The following is an 18,810-nucleotide window of genomic DNA, read 5'->3' on the forward strand; positions in this document are numbered from 1 at the left end:
GTAACATTTATGTCATGTATAAAAGGATCATGTCCATAAAAAGAATCAAACGGACCTGTTTCTATTGGCCGGAAATCCTGCTGAATATCGCGTAGCTGCTATTCTTTCTACATTACCTTTGCAGAAGTGTGCTATCGGCACAAGTATGGATATGAAGGAGATGTAGGTGTTTTTCAAGTAGAAAGGTTATGTTCATGAAAAGCGGTCAAGAAGGAGATAAATAATTTTGAATATTGTACTATTTACATATTCTGAATTCTATACAAAAAGAAGAAATTTCAAAAAATAATAAAAAAGAAAAAAAGATAGGTTATCCAATAATTATTGTAAAAACGGATAACCATCATTTACTTGTGCTGATATTGACCAGACATCAGTGAAATTCCAGCCTACAAAGGTAGATTGGGTCTGCATCTGAACAGTTGTCTTCGGAGTACCCTTTCCTGTATCAGAACAACCTGTTGTTTCAGAATCGTAGTAACAGTCTGTTACAGTATTTGAGTTGCTTCCTGTAATACCACCTTTAGTGTTACTACAATCAACAAATCCGGTCGCATAAGACCTGATAATACTTCCAGCATTATATCCTGACAAACCTCCTGTCTGAGTGCCTGCGCATGTGATAGAACACCGGGAATAACTGTCTAGAATACTACCAGTTGAAGTAATACCAGCAACAAGTCCTCCGACATTGTTATGTCCTCCTGTTACATTTCCGCTTGAGAAACAATTGGAAATATTACCATGGTTAAACACAGCCAGGGATCCTACATACTGATATCCCAAGATAGAAACATCAGTCAATCCTATATCTCTGACTTCTCCGCCATCACCGAGATAGGCTACAAATCCCTGAGCGTTTGTCCACTGTCTGTTGATAGTTAAGCCGTCTATTTCGTAACCATCACCGTCAAGGCTTCCAGTAAACATTTCTGCCGAAGTACCTATTGGAACAAAGCCTGCACCACTGTTCCATGAACTTGTTTCACTCGCGTCAATGTCATTCATCAGAATATAGTGTGCTGACAGGTTGTTGTTTATATCCTGCAAACCTGTAACATTGTAGATAGGATACGGACTTGATTCCGTGCCATCACCAATTGGCTGAGTACCACTACCCGCAAATTGCAGGTGAGGATAGCCATTGTTTACTTGTGCTGATATTGACCAGACATCAGTGAAATCCCAGCCTACAAATGTGGATTGGGTCTGCATCTGAGCAGTTGTCTTCGGCGTGCCCTTTCCAGTATCTGAACAGCCTGTTGTTTGAGAGTCATAATAACAGTCTGTTACAGTATTTGAGTTGCTTCCTGTAACACCACCCTTGGTGTTACTACAATCAACAAATCCCGTGGCATAGGAACTCACAATATTGCCATTGTTGTAACCTGCCATACCCCCTGCCTGAGTGCCTGCACATGTGACAGAGCATCTTGAATAACTGTCTAGAATACTACCAGTTGAAGTTACGCCGGCAACAAGTCCTCCTACATTGTTATGCCCTCCTGTTACATTTCCAGTTGAGAAACAATTGGAAATTGTACCATGATTAAACACAGCCAAGGATCCTACATACTGATATCCCATAATAGAAACATCAGTCAATCCCAGATCACGAATTTCTCCACCATCACCAAGATAGGCTGTAAATCCTTGAGCGTTTGTCCATTGTCTACTCACAGTTAAGCCATCTATTTCGTACCCATCACCATCAAGGCTTCCAGTAAACATTTCTGCTGAAGTACCAATTGGAACAAAGCCAGCACCACTGTTCCATGAACTCGTTTCGCTTGCATCAATGTCGTTCATAAGAATATAGTGTGCTGACAGATTGTTGTTGATAGCTTGCAGATCAGTAACATTGTAGATTGGATATGGGTTTGATTCTGTGCCATCACCACCGGATTGTGATCCCAAGTAAAATGTAATTTCCTCAGATGCTGTGTTTCCACTGAGATCGGTAGCATACACAATAAAAGTATTTTCACCATTGATAGAATGCTGTTCCACCTGAATAACATCCGTTTCATTGTACCCATTCAGGCTATAGATCAAAGTTACTTCTTCACTTGTTGTGACATTTATCTCGGGGAAAGTACTATAGCTGCTTTCATCTTCAGGAGAATTTATTGAAATTTGAGGTGGAATTGAGTCTATAATCTCACGTCTCAATTCAGGATAGCCTTGCATTATCCACGTATTATTAAAGTCCCATCCTACAAACGTACTTTGTGTCTGCATTTCAGCGGTTGTTTTGGGAGTTCCTTTTCCTGTATCTGAACAGCCACTTGTTTGGGAGTCATAATAAGAAAATTCCACTGCTCCATACGAATTAAAGCCTACTAATCCACCAGCGAAATATGAAGCAGTTACTAGGCCGGTAGAATAGCAATATTCTATATTCCCATAATCTAAATCACCCACAAGACCACCTGCTTCACTCGACGATGATGTTACAGATGCCCTAGAACGGCAGTTTTTCACAGTAGAACCATCCATCCATCCCACTAACCCTCCAACAGTGCGTTTTCTACTTTTCACATTTCCCATGGATTCTGAATTTGATATTGAGGAATCTATCAAACTACCTACTGCACCACCACAATACGAATCACCATTTATATTGACATTTATGGAGATATTATTTATGGTTGAATGCTGCATCCATCCGACGACACCTCCACAGTACCTATCAAATGAGGTAATATTTCCAGTTACAACGATATCGTTGAATACGCATTCGTTGGATACAACTCCGTTGCAGTCAATTGCATTACTCTCTCCTGCTATTCCTCCCACATTTTGATTTCCCGTAATATTTACATTTATCAAACCAAGATCGTGTATTTCTGCCTTATAGCAAAGAGAAAATAGACCAACGTAATATGAGGATGGAAGATCAATATACAAATTTGTTATGTTGTATCCATTACCATCTAGTGAACCAGTGAAGACGACCGGGGAGCCAATTGGGTCAAAACCTGCCCCATTATTCCAAGTAATTGTTTCACTTGCATCAATATCATTCATTAGTATATAGCATGCTGATAAATTATTATCAATGGCCTGCAAATCATAAACATCATAAATTTGATATGGATTCGATGCTGTGCCATCACCATTGAGCTGTGGTTCAAAGTAAAATGTAGTTCCTTCTGATACAGTGTTCCCTGAAATATCGGAAGCATAAACTATGAAAGTATTCTGACCTTCGAGAAGATACTGTTCTAATTGTTCTAAACTTGTTTCATTATGACCGTTCAAGTTATAGACTAAAGTTGCTTCTTCATTTGTTGTAACATGGATTTGCGGGCAAAGACTATAGGTTCTTCCATCTTCTGGAGAAATTATACTGATTTCTGGAGGATATATGTCCGGCATTATGTAAAATGAAATTTCTGCAGATGCTACGTTTCCCGTAAGATCAGTAGCGTACACAATTAAAATATTTTCACCATTGATGACATGCTCTGTCACCTGACTAACATTGGTCTCATTATATCCATTCAGATTATAGACCAAGGTCGCCTCTTCACTTGCAGTGATATTAATCTCTGGGAAAGTGCTGTAATTGCCGCCATCCTCCGGGGAAATAACAGTAATTTCCGGTGGATATATGTCCTGTACTTCAAACTCATCAGACAGAAGAACTAGGTTTCCGGCACAGTCTTCAACAAAGAGATCAACATCATAAACTCCAGGATTGAGGTTGCAGTATTTGAACGTATCTTTGAAGTTATTTGAATCGCGGATGATTAGTCTGTCTCTATCCATGTAATCTGTACCATTCTCAACTCGGCACTCTACCAAAGACAGAGGATTTGTATCATTTACTACTACTGTGATTAATGCGTTGTCACCACGTACATCAATAGACATGCCTGTAGCAGGGTTTGTATTGTCAATTTTAAAGTTGACAGACTCATTAAAAGACTCTGAATCAGTGGCCACAACTTCGACTTCATAATTGCCATCTGCAAGTGTCAGTGCTTTAGAAAACGATGCAACATTGTTATTCATCGAATATGGAAGAGAAGATTGCTGTCCATTCACACGATATGCTGCACTTTGCAGGTTATTATCCGTAATTGTACCTGACAAAGTAAAGTCTCTCAGTACTTCTCCTGATGGAGAATCAATATTAATAGTCGGCATAGGGTCAAAAGATTCGCCATAAGTTGCATATATTGTGTACTTATGTGAACCTTCGCTAATTGTTTGTTCGGGACTTAGTTCGGATGTCCCATCCATAATGTGTACGTTGACACCATCGACTGCATCAGGATCCCAGGAAAGTGATGTCGTCTGTCCATCAGGTACTATGACCAGAAGCTCCCAGCTTGCACCATCATCTCCTGGTTTTATGTTCTTGGAGTAACATTTATCCAGTGACAGGAATACTTTGTTAAGAGGATATGGAGGCACACTCCAAGTATCAACGGAATCAAGTTTATCAGTAGTACTTGAATCAATACCAATTGTTACGTCCTGAATTGAGTTTGGTGCAGTGATATTTAGACTCCAAGAGTCTACATCAACCGACCTGTCGAGTTCGACTTCAGACGCTGTTTCTGATAACTGGAAAATACCTGTGACACGTAATGAGTACGTTTCACCATCATTTAGGATATATTTAAGAGTGACTAGGATGACAGGGAAATCAGCAACAAATGAGCCAGTCCCATCACCATAGACTCTGGTTCTATATACATATGTTTCATCTTCTTTCAAAATAATAGAGTCATCTATTATTTCCCCACTTTTTTCTAAGTGAAGAAAAGCTTCATCGTCACCAAGTGATATTTCGTCCAAATGTAATGAATATCCATTTGCCAATATCTTAGGATTGCTCCAAGTAACTACATCCGTATCGCCATCATCAATTAGCACAGGAACAGCCCATGGTTTTGATATTAAGCTATCACTGCTGCTTACACCTGTAGGTTCATTGTTGTTAAAAGCAATTAAATACGGATCGTTTTGATAATCGAATCCTATGTAATCTCCATAGTCCGAATAGTCATAAGATACTGAAACCGGAATGTGAGTTCCACCCAGGGTGGCTGCTGATCCAATTGCACCTAGCGAACTGAACAGGAAAATAGCTGATAAAGATATACAGAATATCTTGTTTTCAAATTTCATACACTCACCTCCGAAGCTTCCATGGAGCATATATACAATGCCTCTCCCGGACTTACAGTTTCATTGGATGTTACTGGTACGAACTCATCATTTGTTTCATTGTACTTGTACACCATTTTCCCATCTGAGTCACCTAACAAGTCTGATACCTGACAGCTTGCAGCAGGTGCACCTATAAAATGAGAGCCTACAGCCAAGTCTACTTTTTCAAAAGTATTTGATTCAGCATCTAGATTTATTGTTGCAGCTGCATTTGACTTTACTAGATAGGAGTGGCCTTTTTCAAGTATATCTGAAGAATTCATTGCGATAAATGAACCATCATCAAATTTCTTGACTTCACCACCTGCAGGAGGCAGTACGTCTGAGACGGACACAGCAAACGGTAGTGAAATCACCTGGAATCCACTCTTAAGTTCTAGTGTATAAGAGTCAAAGTACGCATAATACCTCTGTTCAGCACTTTCTGACACAGTACAATCGATGTTGAGTTTTGTGGGGAATAGCCATGATATAAACCACCATGTATCCTGTTCAACCATGATACTATTCTCACCTGCATAAGCACAGACTTCTGCAACACCATCTTGAATAACTCCGTCCGCCAATCCATAACAATCTTCATTGTTGATGTAAACTTTGGATCCATCTTTGTCAGAGTGAACCTCTATTTTTGGTTTTACAGTAACTACCAGAGAATAAGGTTGAGGACCATCATCAATAGCTCCATCAACAATTATGGAATAATTTCCAGCTCCAGGATTCCTGATTTGTACTTGTTCAAGGGGATTCAGGTGATCACCATAGCTCTGCGGGTCATAGGTACTTGAATTAACACTCGATGCAGAATTTTTCTTGTTATCTGAATCCAAAACCCATGGATAATAATATTGATTGGAAATACCATCATCTTTTGATATAACAAGATTAAGGTCGTTGTACAAATCATAGTTCTCAAAAGGATTTGATCCTTCTTTATCACTCCAAGCAATAGTAACTTTAATTTCGCCTATATTATCTGGAACATAGCCTAAATCGTAAGTCGTTTGAGATGTACCGTTTTGAAATGTCGAGTAATCCTGAACAATTGTTAAATTCTTTGTCATATCCAATTCTACCAAATCAACGGCTTCCTTTGTATCAAGCATTCCGTATCCATATCTGTAAGTAGGACCATTCCCATCATTATTGGCAGTGTGAACGAGAAGTGCTTTCATGGTTGATGGCAACATGTCTTCAGCAGGATAATTTGATTTCCATTTCTCAAGAACCAAGGCTGCTGAACCTGATGCTATAGGACATGCATAGGATGTGCCTTCGAAAGTATCTTCATATCCAGGAAGATCAAGAAGAATATTATAACCCGGTGCAACTATTTCTGGTTTCAGTCGTCCATCGATACATGGTCCAAAACTGCTAAAGTCTGCCAGATCGCTAAAGCTATCTTCTTCAGTTGCACCTACCGTAATGATATTTTTAGCTGTACCAGGAGGAGTTATAGTAAAATAGTCTTCTCCATTGTTTTCATTCCCTGCAGATTTGAAACAAGTGATATTGTAGTCTCTTATTGCCTTATCATAAAATTGTGATGATGTTTGTGTGCCTAAAGTATAGTTACCCTTTTCATCGTCATTTCCGTATGAATTAGTTGAAATATCGACAGAAGAGACTATCATTTCAGAATAGCACCGCGTTAAATTATATGAATACATTTCAACATCATATGCCATCCCATTATCTGCTTCATCATCTGTTTTAGAACCAATTATAAGCGCAACTTTTGTTGCATGTTCAGAATGGACGGGATGGTCATCCATAATGTGAATTCTTCCACTTAACTCGCTTCTGCTATCATCTACCTTTGAACTATCATCGGCATTGTTTGATGACTCCCAAATTCCAATTTTTATATTGGATCCAGATAGATTGCAAATCTTATGGCATTTTTCTGTATTTACAAATTCCAATATCTCAAATAGATGATTGTTATTCCCAAATAGATCTTCAGTCCATCCTTCTGTCGAATTGTTTCCTTCTTCACATAGTGCTTGTTGAGGAATTATTAACAGAAAAAGAAAAATAAATACGACTATTTTTTCACTTTTCACTGGAATCCCCTCTTTTCAAGCATAAAAAAACAGCTGACAAAAGCAAAAAAACAAGCACTGATTCGAAACCTGGAGATTGTTTTATATCTGCTGAAGAATCACTTTCTGGAACAAGCTCTTCTCTACCAAAAACTATTCTTTCCACATAATCCTCGCTCGCTATTACTGTGAGATTACTTTCATTTGTTGTTATAATAGAATTGAAAGAATAGGGATACATTTCAAATTTAGGAGATGACGTTGAATATTTATTTGCAATGGCTTGTGCTTCCTCAAACGTAACATCTTCATAGAAAGCCAGCCATAATTCCACCTGTCCATCTTCTGTTCTTGCCCTCTCTGGGACATTTAACCCAAAACTAGGGTCGTATTTGTTCTCAACAGGTAATTCACCCATCCACCGAAGTCCACTTTCGGCTGGAAGATCAGCAGGAGTTAAACCTGCGGGTATTAAAACAATATAAGTATAGTCTGCAGCAACACCTACGCGCTGAACTCCATACTCCTTTAATAATTCCAGTTGTTCATCATTAGGAGTTGAATAGAACTGGAGTAATACATGTTTCCTTTCAGTTGCATTTTCTTGATTAGTGCTGGATATCGTAGCTCCGTTTTGTTCCTGAGTTCTTATGTTTTCGCCAAACTCCATTGGTTGTGGCGTGAATTTTTCTCCACCGTAATTATCTAAGGTGTATTTGTCAGAATCGTTCGTTTGATTTGCGCTTGTAATCGAAACGCATATTGTTAAAATTAAGAGTGTTGCCACTATTTTGGTTGATATTTTTCCCATTTTCTCACCACACTAACTTAGTTAAACAAATTTTTACTCATTTGCTTGATACTAAATATAGTTACTAAAAAAAATTACTGACATATAATATATAAGTTTTTTGAAATATTTCAGAGATATTTTGCAAATAGTACATCATACAGTTGTCCATTTATCATAAACAATTACAGAGTCGGCATTCGAATTTCAGACAACAATAATTCTCCGATACTATCCCCAAGCATTTATTTGAAGTATTTTTTTGTGCAGTTTTACCTTGCTATGACTAGGATCAAATCTGATTTCCAGTAGTTGAGGCATCATTAGAGGAAGATCTCAGGAACTAATGGCTACCTGAAAGTAAAAATTCGTCTACCCAAACTTCTGTTTTGGACTTTGCAGGTCTATGAAATCAGATAAAAACAGATTGTTAACTTTCAGATGAAAATGTATGTGTCAAAATAGAAATGCGTCTTAATTTTGAATTTACAGTTCCTTTATTTTTTCTTAGTATATCCTTCCATGTCATCCTTTCCACAGAAAAATGGATTCTTTAGTGTTTGAAATTCTAAAAAAATGCAATCTTGCTAAATATATGTATAAAAAATAAAACAGTACACCAGCCGGGATTCGAACCCGGGTTCGAGCGTTGGCAACGCCCGGTGATAACCGCTACACTACTGGTGTGCATCTTAGGTGCCCAGACCCGGACTTGAACCGGGGACAACTGCCTCTTCAGGGCAGCGCTCTCCCAACTGAGCTACCTGGGCTTAATGACCCGAAGCACCTTAATGCTGCTTTTACATTTAAACTTGTCGAATCCTATAGAAAGGATTTGTGGTGGGCCCGCGGAGAGTCGAACTCCGGACCTCCGCCATGTCAAGGCGACGTCATAACCAGCTAGACCACGAGCCCATTTGATTTGCGAATATCTGTAAGCACTGAAGATCCGAGTATGTCCGTTCCTGAACATTACCGCAAGCATCAGGCGCTTAACAGCATCCCTCATATTGCACTATTGTTGATAAACCTTTTGGGTTGGAAGAACTTATCCGGCCTTTTTCCGCATAAATAGACCGGATAGGACATATCCATAAACCCTGTTCACTGATAAAGAAGAAACAGTTTTCGAATAATAAAAGCACTCTGACAGCTTACTACTGGAGTGAGGGCAGCTTTTGTAGGATAATGATTAACTCAGGTAAAATTCCCGAATTATAGAACGTTATTCATTGCCATAAAATGTGTATGGCGTAGATGTCGCATAAGGTACTCTTCTGGATGAACCGTCAGGATATATCAATGTAAGCACATCGACAGTTGCCCCAAGGCTATGCGAATCATGCAGATAGTACTCGGAATTCTGGCGGGATATACCTTTCACAGAGAGAACTGCATGGTTATTTCCGATTTCCACAACCTCAACCTCCTCAAAATCAAAAAGAACGTTTTCCAGTGTCGGCTGAAGATTATAGCTCCCAAGCAGCAGAACGTACACACGGGAAAACATATCCAGATCATAGTACAGAGCGACCTCTGCATCCGTTCCGTCAAAAGTCACAGCCATCTCCTTAAAGTGAATATACTGCCCTTCGTTGGATACAGCATATCCTGTCATTGATAAAGAGAAGAGTGCAAAGAGAAGTCCGAAGATTAAAATTAAAGCCTGCCTCATGATACCAAATATCCATCTAGGGTGATAAATAGGTTCTTATAGTGTGACTACGTTAATATTTATTAGTTTCTACTTGTAGGTACCTTCATATAATGATATTTACAAATTACTAAAAACCGTCAAGTATATATTTTGTACGTACCTCAGTGAACGAATCATAAACTTTGTGAGTAGACTATGGAGAACGAGATAACTACTTCTGGTGAAGAGATTGAACTCTATGGCGATACTTTTGATACAACTGATTCCATAGATGTTCCTCAACTTTTGATCGATCAGATCATAGGACAGGAGCATGCGGTAGAGGTTGTTAAAAAGGCAGCCAGCCAGAGAAGACATGTAATGATGATAGGAAGTCCCGGTACAGGGAAATCACTATTGGCTAAGGCAATGGCAGAGCTTTTGCCAAAGGAAGAATTGCAGGACATACTTGCTTATCCCAATCCCGAAGACAATAACAATCCTAAGATAAGGTCAGTTCCTGCCGGCAAGGGCAGGGAGATCGTGATGGCCCACAAAATGGAAGCGCAGAAAAAAGTCCAGTCACGAAATATGCTCATGATGATACTGGTATTCGGTATCATAATTTATTCATTCTATGTCGGCCAGCTTCTATGGGGAATCATTGCGGCAATCATGATACTCCTGCTGACACGTCAGTTCATGCCCAAGGAAGAACTGATGATACCTAAATTGATAGTTTCCAATTACCAAAAAGAACATGCTGCATTCATCGATGCCACAGGAACACATGCAGGTGCGCTTCTTGGAGATGTCAGGCACGACCCGTTCCAGTCAGGAGGACTTGAGACTCCTGCACATGACAGGGTAGAAAGTGGAGACATCCACAAATCAAACAAAGGTGTACTCTTTATCGATGAGATTAACACCTTGAGCCTTGAGTCCCAGCAGAGTCTCCTAACAGCTCTTCAGGAAAAAGAGTATCCAATTACAGGCCAGTCAGAGAGAAGTTCCGGAGCACTTGTCAAGACAGAACCAGTTTCATGTGACTTTATCATGGTAGCGGCCGGAAACCTGGACGCAATGGAGAAGATGCATCCTGCACTCAGGTCCCGTATCAAGGGGTACGGTTATGAGCTTTTCATGCGGGAATCAATGGAAGATACTCCAGATAACCGCAAGACCCTTGTTAGATTTGTAGCGCAGGAAGTCATGAGGGACGGACACATACCTCCATTTGATAAGAGTGCTGTGGACGAGGTCATACGTGAAGCACAGAGAAGGGCTGGAAGAAAAGGCCACCTTACACTAAAATTGCGTGATCTTGGAGGTCTTGTGAGGGTAGCCGGAGACATAGCACACTCCGAAGGAGCTACCATTGTAACAGACAAGCATGTGCTCGCAGCCAAGAAAATGGCAAGGTCCATTGAACAGCAGCTTGCTGACAACTATCTTGAACGCAAGAAAGATTACCAGCTTTTCAAGAAGATGGGAGGAGCTGTAGGAAGAGTAAACGGACTTGCGGTCATGGGCGGAGATTCAGGAATAGTCCTGCCAATCATGGCGGAAGTCACACCTGCCCAGTCCAGTTCAGAAGGACGTGTTATTGCAACAGGCATGCTCAAGGACATTGCAAAGGAAGCAGTGCAGAACGTATCTGCGGTAATCAAGAACGTCACCGGGAAGAACGTGATAAACCACGACATCCACATCCAGTTCATAGGAACTTATGAGGGGGTAGAGGGTGACAGTGCGTCTATCTCAATTGCTACAGCAGTCATATCTGCTCTTGAAGGCATACCTATCGACCAGTCGGTTGCGATGACAGGGTCACTGTCAGTACGTGGTGACGTATTGCCCATCGGTGGTGTGACCTACAAGATAGAAGCAGCCGCCCAGGCGGGAATCAAGAAAGTCATCATTCCAAAGTCTAATGAGGATGACGTCCTGATAGAAGACGCCTACAAGGACCAGATCGAGATCGTACCTGTAACAAGCATTATAGAGGTCATTGAGCACAGTCTCGTAGGACCTGACAAGAACCGTATTGTGGAAAAGCTCCAGAGTCTGGCTAATTTTAAGCTGAATCTGGATCTGCCCGATGTAGTCCCTGTATGAACAGGGACTTATTTTTTTCCGGGAGTGAAAATATGTTTGAAGTAGACTTTTTTGATTCGAAGATAATTGAAGGTATAACGACATCAATTATTCTTGACAACGGGAATATAAAAGAAGTATCTGTGAATTACACAAAAGGGGCGGGAATTCGCGCCCTGAGTGGAGGGTCATGGGGAATTACTTCGGCTGACGGGGATTTTGACCTTAACAAAGCAATCAGAGCAGCAGCAGAACTTGCTATAGGCATGAACGAAAGATCCTCAAAAGAGAAAGTAGAAATCATGGATATTGCAAAGCCGGTAGTTAATAACCTGCCTAAAGTAAAGATTGATCCCCGGGATATTTCCCTTGAAGAAAAGGTCAATCACTTAAAGGAAATGGGTAAAAGAGCTAAACTTGATGAAATTTCAAGTGTAAGTGCCGTCTACAGCGAGTCTACTTACAAAATAATGTATTCAGACTCAACCGGGATTGAGGGAGAATATGACATAACAAGAACAGGTTTTGCTATTAGTGCCGTGGCATCAAGAGAAGGTGTTTACCAGGCAGGGCGTGAAAGCAGATTTGGGGTTGCAGGATACGAGTTATTCGATAAACATGATTCCTTCGGACTTGCAGAGTCTGCTGCAAAAACAGCCTTAGAACTACTCGACGCAAAACCAGCAAGTGGCGGAACGTTGCCTGTGATACTCGATCCTGAACTTGCAGGGGTATTCGCACATGAAGCCGTTGGACATGCTTCCGAGGCAGACCTTGTGCTGGAAGGAAGCTCTATTTTGGAAAACAAGATAGGTCAGGAGATTGCGTCACCACTCATCAATGTCATCGATGACCCCACACTACACGAATACGGTTATTTCCCCTTTGATGACGAAGGCTCCCAGGCTAAAAAGACTGTTGTGATTAAAGATGGAGTACTCAATTCCTACCTCCACTCAAGGGAAACAGCCGCAAAGCTTGGTGGCAAACCTGGACACAGCAGGGCCCAGGGTCATTCAAGACCTATAGTGAGAATGAGCAACACCTATATTGATAGCGGAAAATCAAATTTTGAGGAAATGCTTGAAGAGATTGGCAATGGCGTGTACCTTATAGGATCAAGAGGAGGACAGGTAAACACCGGTGAAGGAGTATTCCAGTTCAATGCTGAAAAAGGCTATCTCATTGAGAACGGGGAGCTTACAACCTTGCTCAGGGATGTATCACTATCAGGCAAGACACTTGAAATACTCAATAATGTGAAGATGGTAGGTAACGATTTGGAGATGAACTCCGGAAGATGCGGAAAAGGCGGGCAACTAGTACCTGTAACCGACGGATCCCCGCATCTCATGGTTTCGGAAGCCCTGGTAGGTGGTGCCTGATGGATATGTATGAACTCGCAAAAAAAGGTTTGAAATCTGCGACCGATTTCGGAGCAGACGAAGCAGAGATATTCATCATGGAAGACTATCAGACTTCAGTGGACATTCGTAAAGACGAAATAGAAGGTGCAAAGGAGAACATCTCACAGGGACTTGGCATCCGTGCCATTGTCAATGGAGCTGTTGGTTTTGCCAGTACAAACATCATCAGTCGTATAGAGGATGCAGCAAAGAGTGCAGTCAGCTCTGCGAAAGTGCGCCATAGTGATCCAGACTGGAAATCACTACCATCCGATGGAGAGTACCCTCTTGTTTCAGGCATAAGGGATCCGGAGCTGGAGCAAATGGAACTGGATGACTGCATATCACACACTGCACAAATGATTGAAGGTGCAAGGTCAGTCAAGGATATTGTCGTAACTTCCGGTAACTTTAGCCGTAGTTTTGGAAAAAGACTGATAATGAACACCAATGGTGTCGAAATTGAAGAAAGTGCCACAGGAATTTCAGGATTCACGGATGTAATTACAGCAGGAGACAGTATCGCAACTGCTTATGATTTTGCAATTTCAAGAAAAAATGACATTGATTTTCTGAACATTGGTAAAAATGCCGCAGAACTTGCAGATAATTCAAAGAATAGCATATCTATTGAACCACAAAAGACAAGTGTGATCCTGCATCCGTTTGCATTTTCCGACCTGATTGGAAATGCTTTCATGCCTTCTATTGATGCGGACAATGTGCAGAAAGGACGCTCGAATCTCATTGGCAGGATCGGAGAGAATATCGCTACAGAAAAACTCTCAATAATAGATGACGGATTGCTTGAAGGCGGTATTGAGACAGGTAGATCTGATGATGAAGGAGTACCTTCACAGAAGACTACAATCATAGAAAATGGTGTTTTCAAGTCCTATCTTTATGATTCGTATACTGCAGGCAAGGACAATGTAAAAAGCACAGGTAATGCATCCAGAAGTTCATATTTCTCTACACCATCTGTCGGACCGAGAAACTTTATCATAGATTATCCTGGCACTGACATCATAGGGGAAACAGATGAAGGAGTGATGGTAAACACCGTCATTGGAGCACATACTGCAAATTCCATATCAGGAGACTTTTCAGTTGAAGCGAGGAATGCATTCACGATCAAGGACGGAAAAATAGACAAACCGATCAAGTCTTTGATGATATCAGGCAATATTTTTGACATGCTTACCAAAATGAACGGTGCAGGCAAGGATATACGCAAAGTTGGTGGAACTGTTACACCTTCTATCAGGATAGAAAGTATGAGTGTCGTGGGATAAGAAGATATACGATATCTCATTTTTTTATTTCTTACCATATTTTTCAGGGTTTTTGTTTGCTTCATTCCTACCGGAATAAGAACCTTTTCAGCTTGCATGGAGGATGAATCACACAAATTATATATATTTTATAAATCGTTTTTTTATTGATTATTATAAGAGCACTTGAATTAATTCATAATTAATCCTGTAAATTCCTGGATAGGGTAATAGATGGCATCGCTACGAAAAAAGACCTTGGCAATTATTGGTGCAACTCTTATAGGATTGATAGTTGTCCTGTTTATGAGTTCTCAAGTGATCATTACGAACAGTTTTGTCTATCTTGAACAGGAAGAACTAAAAAAGGATGTACAAGGCGCAAGAAATTCTCTTTATTCGGAAATGGAGAATCTTGAAAAAAAAACTGTTGATTGGGCAGTTTGGGATGAAACATATTATTTCGTCCACAAGCCAGATCAAAAATACATAGAAAGCTACCTGATGGATGAAACTTTCATCAACCAAAGATTTGATTTCGCACTATTTTATAACTCATCCGGCAAACTGGTGTATTCAAAGGCTGTGGATATCCATGAAGAAATAGAGATCCCTCCACCTCAAGGTATTATTAGCCATCTTAAAGATAATAGCTATCTTCTGGAGCATCAGAACAGCGAAAGCAAAAAGACCGGGATGCTGTATGTTGACGATGCAACCATAATCATTACGTCCCAACCCATAATAACAGGCTATGACAATAGCTCCATTGGTGGCATTGTGCTGATGGGACGTTTTCTGGAGAAGGAAGAAATAAACATCCTTTCCGAAAAAAATAATCTGGCACTTAATGTCTATTATGCTGAGGATCCGACCGAACTACTAAGTAATCCGGACCTACAACTGGATTCCGGAGAATATGTTTACGTGAATCCGATTAACGAGAACGTTATTTACGGAAGCGTTGTACTAAAAGACATATATGGCGAGCATGTAATGGTTCTCGATGTAGGTATTGAGAGAAGCATTTACGTGCATAGTAAAGCAACCATGGCCTACTTTGTTATGATTCTCCTGATATCCGGATGTGTATTTGGAATTGTGACTTTATCCCTTCTTGAAAATTCATATCTTTCACGGTTGAATAAGCTTAATGACGATATCAAAAGTATCGGAGAAAGCCAGGACTTTTCCAGGCGCATATTTGAGGAAGGAGATGATGAGCTATCAAATCTCATAGTTTCAATGAACAAATTGCTCGAATCCCTTGAAGAATCGGAAGATCTTGTCTCAAAAAGAGATGCAACCATACAAGCGATTATACAGGCGATGCCAGACATGGTGTTCCAGATTAAAAAAGATGGAACCATCTGCAACTATAAGCTCTCTACTGACGAATGTCTTTATGAATCACCTGACATGCCTCTGGATATAAAGATAGACGATGTACTGCCAAATGATATTGCAGCAAAAGAACTCGAAACTATCGATGAGGTACTAAGAACAGGAAAAATGCAAACAATGCAGTACCAGTTACCTGTAAAAGGTGAAATAAGGTATTTTGAAGTACGTATTGTTGTTAGCGGGGAAGACGAAGTTATGTCTGTGGTGAAAGATATCACAGAGATAAAGCTGGCCGAAGATGCACGCAAAAAAGACATACTCTTAAAAGAGATACATCATCGGGTAAAAAATAATCTTCAGGTCATATCCAGCCTTTTGAGACTGCAGTCAAAAAAGTTCGAGGATAAAGAAGTAATAGAAGCATTCAAGGAGAGCCAGCACAGAGCACGTTCAATGGCAATGGCTCATGAAAGCCTATACCAGTCAAATGACCTTGAAAATATCAACCTTAAAACATATGTACCAACACTTGTAAAATACCTAGTGAGTTCATACGGTTTTTCATCAGATGACATCAAAATCCATATAAATATTAAAAACATAATATTTGGCATAGATACATCTATACCAATCGGACTGATCATTAATGAGCTTGTGTCGAATTCCCTGAAACATGCATTCAATGAAGGTACCGGAGAAATTAAGGTCGAACTGTATCCCGAAAAAGATGAGTTCATCCTGAAGATAAGTGACAATGGAATTGGCTTCCCGGAAGATATGGATTTCAGAGAAACAGATTCCCTTGGTCTTCAACTGGTCAACTCTTTGGTAGAACAGATAGAAGGAACAATTGAACTTGACAGGAATAACGGCACAGCATTCAAAATAATTTTCAAGGAACTATCCTACAAAAGAAGGGACTATTGATGACAGATGAAAAAATAATGATCGTCGAAGATGAAAAAATAGTTGCTATGGATATTAAGGATAGCCTTGAGAATTTCGGATATAATGTTCCCTGCATGGCATCTACCGGAAAAGATGCAATTGAGTTGGCAAATATCCACAACCCTGACCTGATACTTATGGACATAGTCCTGAAGGGAGATATGGATGGCATCCAGGCCGCTGAAATAATACATAATCATTGTGATGTTCCTGTAATATATTTAACAGCATATTCCGATGAAAAGACAATCTCAAGAGCTAAATTAACAAGTCCTTTCGGACATATATTAAAACCTTTTGAAGACAGAGAGCTGAGAACCAATATTGAAATTGCTCTGCACAAGAGGGAACTCGAAAAAGAAAAAATGCTTGAGAACGAGAACTGGATAAATTCTTTGCTTAATAACATTGGAGACGCTATTATTTCTACCGATGCGAGTGGGAAAGTAAAACTTGTGAATCCACTTGCACAAGCTCTCACAGGATACAAGCAAGAAGAAGCTTTTGGTAAACCCATAGAAGAAGTCTTCAGAGTAATTTGCGAAGAAACCGGTAAAACAGTCTCAAGCCCGACACAGAAGGTGTTAAATGAGGGTGCCTTTTATGGCCTTCATGACAAAACAGTGCTAGTTTCAAAAGAGAACAACCGCACACCCATAGATGTAATCGGATCTCCTATCAAGGACAGTCACAACGATGTTGTTGGAACTATTATTGTATTCTACGACATAACAGAAAGAAAGAATGTAGAAAAGTCTTTTTTGAATTATTCCTTTAGCAGTGATAGCAGAAATACGCTCAATCTATAGCTGACTTAGGCTCCTGCACCACTGCCAGTACCAGTAAAAAAGACAGGAAGATCAGAACACCACACAGGTAGAAAGGAGTTCTGAATGATACGTATCCTGCAAGCAGTCCCCCAAGTAAAGGTCCCAGAGCCATTCCGGCGGCCTGTGAGGCTGTAATGGTGCTGACCTTAGAACTTACTCCCGAACCACCAGTAAGCTCGACTGCTAAAGCCATTACAGGAGTTTCCACTGCTGCCATTGCTATGCCCTGGAATGCACGTAGAGTGATAAGCTGAGTTATAGACTCAACATATCCAAGACCTATGACTATCGGGACATTGACGAATAAACCCAGAGCAACCATCTTTTTTCTGCCCATTTTATCCGAGATCACACCCATCGGAGTCTGGAAAAGCACCCTTGAAAATACATAGGAAGAGACTGCAATACTAAGAGATAGCGCGCTTGCATTCAGCCTTGTCCTGTATTCCGGAAGAAAAGCAAATATAATCATTATTCCTACCATCATCATGAACATGGTAATTGCGAGTACCGGGAACTGAATATTCATTTCAGAAGATTCTTTCTTATGCCTGCTTTTAGCAAGGGAGTCATGGGTCTCATTGACAAAGAAGGATACTAAAAAAGTACTCAGCAAACCAAGAAAAGCACATACATAAAATGCAGAGGTGAATCCGTAGTAATTTACTACTATGCCTCCCAGCATCGCACCAGTCCCGAATCCGAAACCACGCAATGAGGAATATATCCCTATTGCCTTCCCTCTTGTATGACTTGTGGAGAGGTTTGTCACCATTGCAACAATTGCAGGGACTGTTGCACCTACAGTGATTCCCTGAATGAAACGTAAGAACACTACATATTCAAACTCATTTGTATTTGCATATATGAAAGAGAGAACTGTGAACCCGATCATTCCTGCCACAATAAAGATCTTTCTTTGGTCAATCCTGTCTGAAAGTCTCCCCATAAAAGGCTGAGAGAGAGCATTGGAGATACCGAAGACAGTTGCTACGATCCCTGCTTTTACAACGATAGGCATATCAGTGAAAGCAAAACTATGCAAGTCTACTATATATAGCGGAATCAGAAAGGCAAGCATTCCCGTTCCAAGATCCTTAAACAGTTTTGAAAAAGAAAGAACATATAGCTGAGGATTAAGCTTCCTATTTTCAGGGACTCGCTTTATTTCAGATTCGTTAGATTGCTCTTCCATCCAGATTCCCCTTTTAATAGGAATAGATGGTCAAAATATAAAAGAGAACATAATGCTC

General features: G+C 40.3%; 10 protein-coding genes and 3 tRNA genes. 5 read left to right on the forward strand and 8 right to left on the reverse strand.

The annotated features are described in order from the left end of the window. Nucleotides 1-321 precede the first annotated feature (321 nt). The 7 genes from V7O62_RS04405 to V7O62_RS04435 form a co-directional block, all read right to left on the reverse strand. Nucleotides 322-5,145 carry an S-layer protein domain-containing protein gene (locus V7O62_RS04405; protein ID WP_406657811.1) on the reverse strand — a complete coding sequence of 1,608 codons (4,824 nt, stop codon included), beginning with the start codon at nt 5,143-5,145 and terminating at the stop codon, nt 322-324. Next, on the reverse strand, nt 5,142-7,253 hold the full coding sequence (locus tag V7O62_RS04410) for a S8 family serine peptidase (protein WP_406657812.1): 2,112 nt from the start codon (nt 7,251-7,253) through the stop codon (nt 5,142-5,144). The genes V7O62_RS04405 and V7O62_RS04410 overlap by 4 nt, the downstream gene beginning before the upstream one ends. Further along, complete coding sequence (locus V7O62_RS04415; RefSeq protein ID WP_406657813.1) at nt 7,243-8,043, reverse strand: hypothetical protein; 801 nt, start codon at nt 8,041-8,043, stop codon at nt 7,243-7,245. The genes V7O62_RS04410 and V7O62_RS04415 overlap by 11 nt, the downstream gene beginning before the upstream one ends. Nucleotides 8,044-8,637: 594 nt before the next feature. Beyond that, nucleotides 8,638-8,709: transfer RNA gene (locus V7O62_RS04420), tRNA-Gly, on the reverse strand. A gap of 10 nt (nt 8,710-8,719) precedes the next feature. Continuing rightward, a tRNA-Phe gene (locus V7O62_RS04425) sits at nt 8,720-8,792 on the reverse strand. A gap of 68 nt (nt 8,793-8,860) precedes the next feature. Next, nucleotides 8,861-8,937, reverse strand: a tRNA-Val gene (locus tag V7O62_RS04430). A 310-nt stretch (nt 8,938-9,247) separates the two neighbouring features. Beyond that, complete coding sequence (locus V7O62_RS04435; protein ID WP_406657814.1) at nt 9,248-9,697, reverse strand: hypothetical protein; 450 nt, start codon at nt 9,695-9,697, stop codon at nt 9,248-9,250. A 177-nt stretch (nt 9,698-9,874) separates the two neighbouring features. Here V7O62_RS04435 and lonB point away from each other — a divergent pair, with 177 nt between their 5' ends. The 5 genes from lonB (at nt 9,875) to V7O62_RS04460 (ending at nt 17,536) form a co-directional block, all read left to right on the forward strand. Beyond that, nucleotides 9,875-11,776 (forward strand): ATP-dependent protease LonB, encoded by a 1,902-nt coding sequence (lonB, locus tag V7O62_RS04440; RefSeq protein ID WP_406657815.1) that lies wholly within the window; start codon nt 9,875-9,877, stop codon nt 11,774-11,776. A gap of 32 nt (nt 11,777-11,808) precedes the next feature. Continuing rightward, entirely contained in the window at nt 11,809-13,140 is a 1,332-nt protein-coding gene (locus tag V7O62_RS04445) for a TldD/PmbA family protein (RefSeq protein WP_406657816.1), read from the forward strand. 5 nt (nt 13,141-13,145) lie between these two features. Further along, nucleotides 13,146-14,456 (forward strand): TldD/PmbA family protein, encoded by a 1,311-nt coding sequence (locus tag V7O62_RS04450; RefSeq protein WP_406658335.1) that lies wholly within the window; start codon nt 13,146-13,148, stop codon nt 14,454-14,456. A gap of 213 nt (nt 14,457-14,669) precedes the next feature. Further along, a complete protein-coding gene (locus V7O62_RS04455) occupies nt 14,670-16,706 on the forward strand; it encodes a CHASE4 domain-containing protein (RefSeq protein WP_406657817.1) in 2,037 nt (678 codons plus the stop codon). Beyond that, entirely contained in the window at nt 16,706-17,536 is an 831-nt protein-coding gene (locus V7O62_RS04460; protein WP_406657818.1) for a response regulator, read from the forward strand. The genes V7O62_RS04455 and V7O62_RS04460 overlap by 1 nt, the downstream gene beginning before the upstream one ends. On the opposite strand, the gene V7O62_RS04465 is transcribed toward V7O62_RS04460, so the two are convergent. Further along, nucleotides 17,526-18,752, reverse strand: a complete 1,227-nt coding sequence (locus tag V7O62_RS04465; RefSeq protein ID WP_406657819.1) for an MFS transporter — start codon at nt 18,750-18,752, stop codon at nt 17,526-17,528. The genes V7O62_RS04460 and V7O62_RS04465 overlap by 11 nt on opposite strands. Nucleotides 18,753-18,810 lie beyond the last annotated feature (58 nt).

Origin of the sequence: Methanolobus sp. ZRKC2 (assembly GCF_045291185.1) — an archaeon.
In the GTDB taxonomy this organism is placed as follows: domain Archaea; phylum Halobacteriota; class Methanosarcinia; order Methanosarcinales; family Methanosarcinaceae; genus Methanolobus.

What these genes read in the sequence shown, in the direction of transcription:
- V7O62_RS04405 (WP_406657811.1), bottom strand. Translation starts at nt 5,145, where the DNA reads ATGAAATTTGAAAACAAGATATTCTGTATATCTTTATCAGCTATTTTC.
- V7O62_RS04415 (WP_406657813.1), bottom strand. Translation starts at nt 8,043, where the DNA reads ATGGGAAAAATATCAACCAAAATAGTGGCAACACTCTTAATTTTAACA.
- V7O62_RS04435 (WP_406657814.1), bottom strand. Translation starts at nt 9,697, where the DNA reads ATGAGGCAGGCTTTAATTTTAATCTTCGGACTTCTCTTTGCACTCTTC.
- lonB (WP_406657815.1), top strand. Translation starts at nt 9,875, where the DNA reads ATGGAGAACGAGATAACTACTTCTGGTGAAGAGATTGAACTCTATGGC.
- V7O62_RS04445 (WP_406657816.1), top strand. Translation starts at nt 11,809, where the DNA reads ATGTTTGAAGTAGACTTTTTTGATTCGAAGATAATTGAAGGTATAACG.
- V7O62_RS04450 (WP_406658335.1), top strand. Translation starts at nt 13,146, where the DNA reads ATGTATGAACTCGCAAAAAAAGGTTTGAAATCTGCGACCGATTTCGGA.
- V7O62_RS04455 (WP_406657817.1), top strand. Translation starts at nt 14,670, where the DNA reads ATGGCATCGCTACGAAAAAAGACCTTGGCAATTATTGGTGCAACTCTT.
- V7O62_RS04460 (WP_406657818.1), top strand. Translation starts at nt 16,706, where the DNA reads ATGACAGATGAAAAAATAATGATCGTCGAAGATGAAAAAATAGTTGCT.
- V7O62_RS04465 (WP_406657819.1), bottom strand. Translation starts at nt 18,752, where the DNA reads ATGGAAGAGCAATCTAACGAATCTGAAATAAAGCGAGTCCCTGAAAAT.